This window comes from uncultured Methanobrevibacter sp. (assembly GCF_937898925.1).
Lineage (GTDB): Archaea > Methanobacteriota > Methanobacteria > Methanobacteriales > Methanobacteriaceae > Methanobrevibacter.
In genome coordinates this window covers 1-10025 of sequence record NZ_CALDKF010000002.1, presented here as the reverse complement: position 1 = coordinate 10025, position 10025 = coordinate 1, and the positions used below count along the sequence as shown (strand labels likewise).

The window sequence follows — 10025 nt, the reverse complement described above, 5'->3', positions numbered from 1 at the left end:
GGTATTTATATATTTAATTATTAATTTTACAATTTTTTAATGTAAATTATCCATTTGTTAATAAAAAATACTGAATAATTAATAAAAGTCTAAATTAAAAAAATCCAAAAATAATTACCAATAAAATTTAAAAAATATTAAGATTGATATAAAAATTATAATAAAGTAGTAGATTAAAATTAATTAATCTAAAAATAGTGAAGATTAAAATAAATTAATCTTAAAAAAAGTAAAAAATAAAATTAAGCTTGGTTTGCTTGTTGTTTTACTAATCTAGTAATGTAACCAGCAATTTTATTTCTTAAGTGTTTGGTACTTACAGTAGAGTACTCTGCTACTAATTTTTTGTTTTCTTCAAAATCAGTAGTAAATTTGCCTTGGTGAGTTTCAATTAATTCTTTTGATATACGTTTTACGAATGAAGTTCTAATATTTCCCATAATCATTCCTCCAAAATTTCTCTTTGTCTATTTTTACTTAAAGTTGTTAGCATGTCCATAATATCGCTAAGAATACTTTTATCAATATTCAAGTCTTCAGCTAATTTATTTACTTTGGCATGAACTTGTTCTTCTCTTGATTTATCATAAATTTCCATGCCTAAAAAAACTTTAGCTAAAACAATATCCCTAGCAAGTGAAGTTCTTTCACTTATTAAGTTAACTAAATCATTATCAATTTCATCGATTCTTTTTCTAGATTTTTCAAGAATATCCTGAGCCACTTCCTCATTTTCAAATAAGCTCATAATCTCTTTCCTATCCACAAAAATAACTCCATAGTTTTGATAATAATTATATTTTATATTTCATCTTATATAAACATGCTTATTGAAATTAACTTTTACTTTGTATTAATTTTTATCAAATTTCTTTTCAAATGCTCTCAAAAATAATTTAATATAATAAAACCATAAATAGAATAAGAAAAAATAGGAAATACAAGTGAAATCATGCATTACGTTAACGCTAAAGGCATCCTGTCCAACAAGAATGGAATGAACCTATACAGAGGTTGCACACATGGCTGCATATACTGTGATTCCAGAAGCAATGTCTACAATATGGACCATGCATTTGAAGACATTGAAATCAAGGCAAATGCAACAGAACTCCTTAAGAAAGCCCTAAAGAATAAAAAGGAAAAGGTCATGATTGGTACAGGATCAATGACAGACCCATACATACCTCTTGAAAAGAAAATACAAAATGTGAGAGAATCATTAGAAATCATTAACAAATACGGTCATGGATTTACTTGCATCACAAAATCAAATCTAATACTCAGGGACTTGGATTTGCTTAAGGAAATCAATGAAAAGGCAAAAGTAGTCATTCAGATGACATTGACAACATACGATGAGGACTTGTGCAAAACACTTGAACCAAATGTATGCACTACAAAGGAAAGAGTGAAGGTATTGAAAATTCTAAATAAACACGACATACCTACAGTTGTTTGGCTATGCCCAATTCTCCCATTCATAAACGATACAGAAGAAAACATAAATGGAATACTTGACTATTGCATAGAATCAAATGTCAAGGGAATAATCTGCTTTGGAATGGGAATGACATTGAGAGAAGGAAATAGGGAATATTTCTATAGCAAGCTAGACAAGCATTTCCCAGGACTTAAGGAAAAGTACATCAAGACTTATGGAAACAGCTATGGAATAGCTAGTCCAAATCAAAAGGAATTAATGAAGATCTTCTATAAAAGAACAAATGAAAACAAGATAATGAATAATCCAGATGAAATATTTGAATACCTGCATGAATTCCCAAGCAAGGATAAAACTAAGCAGACCACTTTATTTTAAAAAAATGCTTTAAAAATAGTGTAAAAATAGATAAAAAAATAGTAAAAATAGGAAATAAAAAAGAAAAATAATTAAATAATCCTTGTTCCCCTATTATCCACAGTTGTTTCAATGACTCTACCATCATATGAACCCCAAGCCTCTTTAACGCCATCAATGGAACTCTCATCCACAATAGCTACAAATGAAGACCCAGTTCCAGACAATCCGGAAGCAAGTGCACCAGCTTGAAGTGCATCAAGGGCAATGTTATTGTCAAATCCTAAAACATTACCATATAATAGTCCATTTAATGTCAAAGCTTCAAGATAATCTCCATCAAGTGCCTTATTGAATGCCATGCTTACAAATGGAGCAACCAATTTCATCCTATCAACATCAGAAGATCCGCTTAAGGATTCCTTATCAGGCATGAAAACCAAAACATCATAATCAGGCATTCTCTCTTGATGCAAGATCTCTCTATTTCCATTGTCTGTAATTGTTAGCCCTCCAAAGAAAGATGCAGAAGCATCATCAAAAGCACCTGTAATAGTAACTCCTGCTTCAAGGGATGCATCAATACCCATGTTTATCATTTCCATATCTGTCAATGGCTCAAGACAAAACTCGCTTGCAACCAATGCAGCGGTAGCCATGACAACAGCATTGGATAAAGCGCTGCTTGAAGAAAGACCTGAACCTAAAGGCAAATTGGATTTTGTATGGACTTCAATTCCTTCACCGTTTCCAAAATCCAAACTAGGTATGATATCATCAAAATCCAATGCACTTCCTATCTTATAATGGTCTAAAACCTGTTCCACACATAAGTTCATTAAATGAGGATCCGCCCCTAAATCTGATGAGCAGTTGACACCGACATCAGAAAACTTAGCCTCTGCCTCAATACCTAAGCCTATTCCAAATGCAGAACCGAAACCGGTTGAAATTGCATTGATTACAGTGGCAGAACCTGGAGAAAATACTGTTTTAGTCAAATAAATCACCTAATATCTTATAAATCTATATATTAGTTTTAAAATCAAATGATATATATTTAATGTAAATCATTGAAAGTATTGTATAAATTTATTAAAAAAATAAGTTTTATAAAAAAACTTTATATTAATGTAAGTAAATATATTATAATACAATAATTTTTAAAAATTAATAAAAAAAGGAATACACAATAACTAAAAATGGCGTATTTTAAGGAAAAGAGTGATACTATGAGTGAAAACAATACAAATTGGCTTAACATCGGTTTAGGTGCATTTATTATACTTGCTATAGTATTGCTTTTAGTACTTGTTTTACCATTTGGCAATTTAGTTACACAGCAAGATGAGATAGCAGTCATAACTATCAATGGAGCTGTCACCTATGATTCATCCAACTCCACCAAGATATTCACTAGCGCAAGCCAAATAGAAAACGCATTGAATGAAGCTAATTCAAATCCAACCGTAAAGGCTATTGTTTTGGATATCAACAGTAAAGGTGGAAGCCAGGTAGCCAGTGAAGAGATTGCAAGTTGCATTAAAAGCTCAACCAAGCCAGTTGTTGCATACATTGGCGATAAGGGATTGGATGAGAGCTATTTGATTGCAAGCAGTGCTGATGCCATCGTTGCAAGTTCATCTTCATCAATTGGAGGAATCGGCCTTAGTTATATTGACAGCGGCAAATACTCTAAAGTCAAGCTTACAGGAGTTTACAATAAGGATTATCTTAAATTGAATAAATCCAATGAAACAAACCCAGATAATCTTTTAAATGGTCAAAAGATGATTGATCAAGATTATACACAATTCATCAAAGCAATAGCTAAAAACAGAGACTTAAAACCTAATTATCTTGCAAAATTAGCTCATGGCAAAAGATACAATGGTAATGAAGCTAAAAACTTAGGATTAGTTGATAAGCTTGGAAATAAGAATAAGGCTATTGAATTAGCTGCTTCAGAAGCTAATGTTACCAATTACACTGCAGTTAATTATCCTAAAAGCAAAAAAAGCTTAACTGAAACTTTAAGTGAAAATAAGATTTTCAATTTAGAGTTTTAGACTATTTTTTAATTAAAAAGAAAAAATTATTCTATTTATTCTTAACCATGTTTTCTATTTAAATAGGAATATTTATATAGTAACGAACAATAATATATAAAATAAATTTATAAAAGTTAAAGATTTTTATGAATTTATAATTACAATTTAACTATAAACAAAATAAAACTTAAATAATTATTAAACAAGGTGATATAATGGCACACAAAATAGAAGTATTTACCTCACCAACCTGTCCACATTGTCCAGGCGCTGTAAAAGTTGTTGAAGAAGCAAAAGCAAAATTAGGAGATGCAATCGATGTTCAAATTCTCAGCATTGCTGATCCTGCTAACAGAGATTTAGCTATTGACTATGGAGTTCACGCAGTCCCTGCAATTGCAATCAACAATTCATTAGCATTCATTGGTGCTCCAACTCTCGAAGAATTATTAGAAAGATTAGAATAATTGCAAAAACAATTTTCTAATATTTTTTCTTTTTTACTTTTTTTAAATTAACTTTTTAACTGTTTTAAAATCAATTTCTTTACTATTTTTAAATTAAATTTTTATTTTTTTAAACATATTTTTACTATTTTTAAATCATTTCCACTATTTTTTTAAGCAATTTTATATAAGAATAAATAGAATTAATAAGATATATTATAATATTAATGTTAAGTTCAAACATTAAGTTCAAATATTTCTAAATGAAAGAGGTTAAAAAATGAAAATTGCTATGGTTGGACAATTTCCACCACATATTGGAGGAGTTGGAGTTCATATACACACATTATCAAAGGAATTGATAAAAAAAGGCCATGAAGTGTATGTAATCACTTACCCTCACAAGGACATTAAGGATATTGATGGAATCCATGTTATAGGCACTAAAGGAGTTAACATTCCAGGACTTCGAGGATTATTCTTTGCAATCAATGCTAAAAGAGAGCTTAAAAAATTGATTGAAGGGGAAAACATAGACATAATCCACGGACACTATTTGCTTCCTGCAGGATGGGCAAGCGTAAAGGCTGGAAAATCAACCCATACCAAAACCTATGTGACTTCACATGGATCAGACATGTTTGAAACCTACAAAAAGCAAAAGTTCACAAGACCTCTCATCAATAAAGTGCTTAAGGATGCTGATGTGGTCCTTGCTGTAAGTGAAACTTTGAAAGAGGAAATCATCAAGACAAATATTCCAAATATTAAAGAAAAGACAAGATTGCACTGGAATAGTATAGATGTAAATAAGTTTAAAACTACAGAAGAAAACAAGGACAAATTTAAAAAAGAATTGGTTCAAGAATTCAATGCAGATGGAGACAAACCTATCATTTTATTTGTCGGAAATATAATTAAAAGAAAGAATGTTGAAGTGCTAATTGAAGCTAAAAAAGAAATGGGCATAGAAGCCAATCTTGTCATAGTTGGTGATGGCCCACAATCAAAAGAGCTTAAGGAAAAATGTGAAAAGGAAAATATTGGAAATGTTTACTTTACAGGTTCCAGAGGAGATGTCGAGGATATAATACCAAGCTGTGACCTTCTCGTATTGCCATCATTAAGCGAAAGCTTTGGGCTTGTACTCATTGAAGCATTATCCTGTGGAAAGCCAGTTATTGGAAGCAATGTTGGTGGAATAAAAGAGATAATCACAGAAGATGTAGGCTTATTAATTGATCCTAATGACCCATCCGATTTGGCCAATGCCATTGAAAAGATTTTGAGTGATGAGGATTTGATGGAAAAATTCAAGTCAAATGCAAGAAATAGGGCAAAAGACTTTGGTGAAACCAAATTGCCTTACGATGAGTTGAACTGAAAATTGAACTGAAAATATAATTATTTAAAATTTTAAAAAATAAAAATCATTAAAACAATTTCAAAATTGATTTAAATTAATTAAATTCATTTAAATTAAAAAATAATAATTATTCGGTTAAATTTTAATTAGATTTTGGATAATAGTTATTAATAATGAAAAATAAAAGAAAAAATAGAAATAAAGTATGAATTAAAAATCAAAATATTCAGATTTATCAATTAATTAGAGGTTATTAAATGGGAGAAAAAGAATTTACTCACCTTACTGAAACTGGAGTTCATATGGTGGAAGTTGGAGCTAAGCCACAGCAAAGAAGAACTGCAGTGGCAAGCGGAAAGATTCATCTTCAAAAGGAAACAATTGAAATGATCAAGAATGCTGAAATCAAGAAGGGAAATGTATTGACAACTGCTCAAATAGCAGGAATTCAAGCTGTAAAAAAGACATCTGACATTATCCCTCTTTGCCATCCATTGAACTTAAGTGGAATTGAAATAGAATTTGATCTTGGAGAAGAGGAAATCACTGCAACTTGCGAATGCAGATTGACTGGTCAAACCGGTGTGGAAATGGAAGCGATCACTGGAGTGAGCGTAGCATTGCTCACCATTTGGGACATGACAAAAGCAGTTGAAAAGGATGAGAAAGGACAATATCCAGACACTAAGATTTCTGACATTGTAGTTCTTAAGAAGGAAAAAATCTAATCCTTTTAAATTTTAAAACTTACCAAATGCTCTAAGAAAATCAAGATTATATATTAAATACAAACATATTATAAAAAATAATCTTTTATTTCATTTATAAAAACTATTAGACTGATTTATATGGAAAACATCCCTGAAAACATTAAGACAATAATCAATAGCTGCTATCCTTACATTGAGGATTTCAACCCTGCACAAAAGGCAGTGATTGAATCCGGATACCTTGAAAACAATAGGAATTGTGTCATAGCGATTCCTACTGCCAGTGGGAAAACCGTGCTTGGAATAATGGCAGCTCTCAAATCCATTTTAGATGGTGGAAAAGCGGTTTATGCTGCACCTCTCCTTTCAATCCAAAATGAAAAGGTAAAGGAGTTCAAGAAATTCGAGGAATTTGGAATCAAGGTAGGAAAACACCCATCATCTTCAGACTTGTCAGTTATGGTATTTGAATCATTTGATGCATTGACAAGATTTTCATGGGATGCCCTAAGGGAAGTCGATACATTAATCATCGATGAGTTCCATATGATCGGCGAATTTACAAGAGGCCCTACTATAGAATGTGCAATAACCAGGGCAAAAATAATCAATCCAAGCTTAAGGATCATTGCATTGTCTGCAACTCTTGAAAATATGGGTGAAATCGAAAGCTGGTTGGATGCAACTGTCGTAGAGCATGACTACAGGCCAGTCCCATTAAATAAAGATGTGTTGGATGCTGAAATGTTCAATACAAAAAACAAGAATGATGTAGTTGTAAAGGTTATTGAAAAGGCCATATCAGATGATGCACAGGCATTGAGTTTCGTATCAACAAGAAGATTTACAGAAAGCTTAGCAAATTATGTTGCAGGAAAATTGAAAAAGAAAACTACAGCGGAGCAAAAGCAACGATTCAAGGAAGTTGCAGATAAGTTGCTTGCAGTTCCTGAGAAAAAGGGATCAAGACCAACTTCAACTTGTCTTAAATTAGCTGAAAGCTGTGAAAACGGTGCTGTTTTCCACCATGCAGGCCTTTTCAGTGAGCAAAAGGAAATCATTGAAGAGGAATTCAGAAATGGAAATATCCTAATGATTGCAGCTACTCCAAGCTTAATGTATGGGGTTAACCTTCCTTCAAAATATGTGGTTATCAGAGACTATACAAGATGGACTTCAGATGGGCCACAGGCAATTCCTGTCTTTGATTACGAGCAAATGTCAGGAAGGGCAGGAAGGCCCCAATATGATGATACAGGTTACTCCTATTTGATTGCCAAATCAATGGAAGAGGCAATTACCCTTGAAGAGCGTTACATCAATGGTCAGGTAGAACCTACAAACTCTAAATTAATTGAAAACAAGGATGCTGTATTTAAGCAGATTATTGCACAGGTAGCATCCACCTTATCAAAAACTCCGGAAGATCTTCAAGACTTTTTCACAAAAACATTCTATGGATATCAAATGACAGCAAATGCTTCCATGAGCTTCTTTGCTGAAGAAAGCTTGAAATTTGAAATCATGAACGCTTTGGAATTCTTGCTCCAGAACCAGATTTTGCAGGCTACCCCAAGCGGACTCAAAACAACTCCATTCGGTAATCTTATAGCAAGATCAAATTATAGCGTAGAAACAGCTGTTAAAATCAAGGAATATGCAAACAATCTGGATAACTTTAAGCCGGAAGAACTTATTTACCAATTGGCACAAACACCTGATATGCCTCTCATTGCGTTTAAGGGCAGAAAATCCAAGGATCCTGTTCGTGAAATGCTATCAAACTATGGCTTATTTGCCATTGACATTGGAAACCCTGAAGCAACAGCAGTGTCCTTAATTGAATGGATAAATGAAAGGACAGAGTACCAAATTGAAAATGCTTACCATGTATACTCTTCATCCACCAGACGCTCTGCATATGAAGCTTCATTGCTTGTAAGGTTTACAAAGAATACCCTTGAAGTTCTTGGAAAATACACTTATTCAAAGGATTTGGATTTCCTTTCTGCAAGGCTTTACTATGGTGTAAAAGAAGACATAATCCCTCTTGTTATTGGAGTCAAACGTTTAGGAAGACGTCGTGCAAGAGCATTGGTTGATGTATTCGGCGATGACTTAAGACCATATTCAGAAAAAGAGCTTCAAAAGGTTGATGGAATTGGTCCAAAATTAGCTCATAACATTAAAAAATTCGCAGATAATTATTAATTAATTATCTCTTTACTATTTTTAAAAAGAAGGATCTTGAAAAAAAATATTTTTAAATTATAAAATATATAGATTGATTTTAATCTTGATAGTGTAAAAATCTTAAAAAAAAGAAAAAATAAAGAAGAGGAGAATTATCCTCCACCTTCACAACCTTGAATATCGTTTAAGTTAGCATTGAGTTCTTCATAGCCTTCCTTAATGTCCTTGACTTGCTCAAGAGTGTCCTTATCAAGGTTTTCTGAATCAACGATGTCTTTTTCATTAACAACCTCTAAAGAATCAGCTGCATACCATAAGGCAGGTTCATCTAATTTTACCCATTGCTCGTTGTCTTCTTCTTTCAAATCAACAACTTTACTTATGGTACCAGTACCGGTATATCTTATAAAGGAACCTATATCAATGGTTTCTCCTCGAATATCACAAATACTCATATTATCACCGATAGGTTTTAATAAAGTCTTCAAAGAAGAAAATAAATAAAAATTTAATTTAGTTTATTTCTACTTCAGCTGCTTCTTCAGCCTCTTCTTCCACTTCTTCTGCTTCATCATCAACAATTTCTGCTTCAACTTCTTCCACTTCTTCTTTAGTGTCTTTTGCTTTTTCAGCTTCTTCAATTGCAGCTTCTTTGTTGATTTCCTTATCTAATAAAACATAATCTCCAATGCTTTTAACATCTTCAAAGTCAATTTCGATTTTGTTGGAGGAGATGAAGTTTTTCTTAAGGACAATGGTTATAGCAGTGATTTTACCTTCTTTAGGATCAAATTCAGCATCATCAATTTTACCTACTTCATTAGCATTAGCATCTAAAGCCATCATACCTAATAATTGTTTAATTTTCATTCTATTACCTCAATTATTAATTTTTAAGAAATTATGTTAAAACTAACCAAAATATATTTTGATTTTTGGAAATGGCCATATAACTAAAAAGTTATTTTAACATAATCACCATTATGTTAGAATATGAATTGAAAATTATATAAACTTATCTAAATATTTTTTTAAAGCAATAAAATTTATATAATTATGATAATAAATTAATATTTTAAAAACAAATATAATATTAGTCAATAAAAAATGAAACTGATATAATTGGTAAAACAATTAAAATAAAAAAAACTTTATTGATGGTGAACCTAATGGAAGAAGCATGTCGAATTATCATAGAAGATATCATAAATGGAAAGATAACTACTCGCCGTGAGCTTGAAGTGGAAAAAAGACAGCTCTGTAGAGATAGGAACTTGAAAAAATTTATGAGCAATTCTGTAATCCTAGAACATGCAAGCCTTGAAGAGAAGAAAATCGTTTCAAATCTCTTGAGAAAGAAACCAACCAGAACTATCTCTGGAGTGGCAATCGTTGCAGTTATGTGCCATCAGCACCAATTTGATCCCGGCAAATGCTAGGATTGACCTGAAAGTGACA

11 protein-coding genes and 1 pseudogene are annotated in these 10025 nt (G+C 31.9%); 7 read left to right on the top strand and 5 right to left on the bottom strand.

All coding sequences use genetic code 11. The features are described from left to right. Positions 1-242 precede the first annotated feature (242 nt). Together Q0409_RS00140 and Q0409_RS00135 are read right to left on the bottom strand one after the other, a co-directional pair. Entirely contained in the window at positions 243-440 is a 198-nt protein-coding gene (locus Q0409_RS00140; protein ID WP_295606763.1) for a 30S ribosomal protein S17e, read from the bottom strand. A gap of 2 nt (positions 441-442) precedes the next feature. Beyond that, positions 443-766: a chorismate mutase gene (locus tag Q0409_RS00135; protein ID WP_298533744.1), complete on the bottom strand. Its 324-nt coding sequence runs from the start codon at positions 764-766 to the stop codon at positions 443-445. A gap of 186 nt (positions 767-952) precedes the next feature. Here Q0409_RS00135 and Q0409_RS00130 point away from each other — a divergent pair, with 186 nt between their 5' ends. Next, the gene (locus tag Q0409_RS00130; protein WP_298533741.1) at positions 953-1822 is read left to right on the top strand and encodes a radical SAM protein; all 870 of its coding nucleotides are present in this window, start codon (positions 953-955) and stop codon (positions 1820-1822) included. Between the two features lie 71 nt (positions 1823-1893). On the opposite strand, the gene Q0409_RS00125 is transcribed toward Q0409_RS00130, so the two are convergent. Next, complete coding sequence (locus Q0409_RS00125; RefSeq protein WP_298533738.1) at positions 1894-2802, bottom strand: shikimate kinase; 909 nt, start codon at positions 2800-2802, stop codon at positions 1894-1896. Positions 2803-3033: 231 nt separating this feature from the next. Between Q0409_RS00125 and Q0409_RS00120 the strand changes: the two genes are divergently transcribed. The 5 genes from Q0409_RS00120 (at position 3034) to Q0409_RS00100 (ending at position 8585) form a co-directional block, all read left to right on the top strand. After that, the gene (locus Q0409_RS00120; RefSeq protein ID WP_298533736.1) at positions 3034-3870 is read left to right on the top strand and encodes a S49 family peptidase; all 837 of its coding nucleotides are present in this window, start codon (positions 3034-3036) and stop codon (positions 3868-3870) included. A 197-nt stretch (positions 3871-4067) separates the two neighbouring features. Further along, positions 4068-4319, top strand: a complete 252-nt coding sequence (locus Q0409_RS00115) for an MJ0307 family thioredoxin (RefSeq protein WP_292788754.1) — start codon at positions 4068-4070, stop codon at positions 4317-4319. A 259-nt stretch (positions 4320-4578) separates the two neighbouring features. Next, entirely contained in the window at positions 4579-5682 is a 1104-nt protein-coding gene (locus Q0409_RS00110) for a glycosyltransferase family 4 protein (protein WP_298533732.1), read from the top strand. 239 nt (positions 5683-5921) lie between these two features. Then, on the top strand, positions 5922-6392 hold the full coding sequence (moaC, locus tag Q0409_RS00105) for a cyclic pyranopterin monophosphate synthase MoaC (RefSeq protein ID WP_298533730.1): 471 nt from the start codon (positions 5922-5924) through the stop codon (positions 6390-6392). A 111-nt stretch (positions 6393-6503) separates the two neighbouring features. Continuing rightward, complete coding sequence (locus tag Q0409_RS00100) at positions 6504-8585, top strand: DEAD/DEAH box helicase (protein WP_298533747.1); 2082 nt, start codon at positions 6504-6506, stop codon at positions 8583-8585. A gap of 134 nt (positions 8586-8719) precedes the next feature. Here the strand turns inward: Q0409_RS00100 and Q0409_RS00095 are convergent, their stop codons facing one another. Both Q0409_RS00095 and Q0409_RS00090 read right to left on the bottom strand, forming a co-directional pair. Further along, the gene (locus Q0409_RS00095; RefSeq protein WP_292788759.1) at positions 8720-9022 is read right to left on the bottom strand and encodes a DUF2098 domain-containing protein; all 303 of its coding nucleotides are present in this window, start codon (positions 9020-9022) and stop codon (positions 8720-8722) included. Between the two features lie 58 nt (positions 9023-9080). Beyond that, entirely contained in the window at positions 9081-9437 is a 357-nt protein-coding gene (locus Q0409_RS00090) for a PRC-barrel domain-containing protein (RefSeq protein ID WP_298533727.1), read from the bottom strand. Positions 9438-9736: 299 nt separating this feature from the next. On the opposite strand from Q0409_RS00090, the pseudogene Q0409_RS00085 reads away from it, so the two are divergent. Beyond that, positions 9737-10003 (top strand): annotated as a pseudogene (locus tag Q0409_RS00085) (tRNA uridine(34) 5-carboxymethylaminomethyl modification radical SAM/GNAT enzyme Elp3); the annotation flags it as partial. Positions 10004-10025 lie beyond the last annotated feature (22 nt).

What these genes read in the sequence shown, in the direction of transcription:
- Q0409_RS00140 (WP_295606763.1), bottom strand. Translation starts at nt 440, where the DNA reads ATGGGAAATATTAGAACTTCATTCGTAAAACGTATATCAAAAGAATTA.
- Q0409_RS00130 (WP_298533741.1), top strand. Translation starts at nt 953, where the DNA reads ATGCATTACGTTAACGCTAAAGGCATCCTGTCCAACAAGAATGGAATG.
- Q0409_RS00120 (WP_298533736.1), top strand. Translation starts at nt 3,034, where the DNA reads ATGAGTGAAAACAATACAAATTGGCTTAACATCGGTTTAGGTGCATTT.
- Q0409_RS00115 (WP_292788754.1), top strand. Translation starts at nt 4,068, where the DNA reads ATGGCACACAAAATAGAAGTATTTACCTCACCAACCTGTCCACATTGT.
- Q0409_RS00110 (WP_298533732.1), top strand. Translation starts at nt 4,579, where the DNA reads ATGAAAATTGCTATGGTTGGACAATTTCCACCACATATTGGAGGAGTT.
- moaC (WP_298533730.1), top strand. Translation starts at nt 5,922, where the DNA reads ATGGGAGAAAAAGAATTTACTCACCTTACTGAAACTGGAGTTCATATG.
- Q0409_RS00095 (WP_292788759.1), bottom strand. Translation starts at nt 9,022, where the DNA reads ATGAGTATTTGTGATATTCGAGGAGAAACCATTGATATAGGTTCCTTT.
- Q0409_RS00090 (WP_298533727.1), bottom strand. Translation starts at nt 9,437, where the DNA reads ATGAAAATTAAACAATTATTAGGTATGATGGCTTTAGATGCTAATGCT.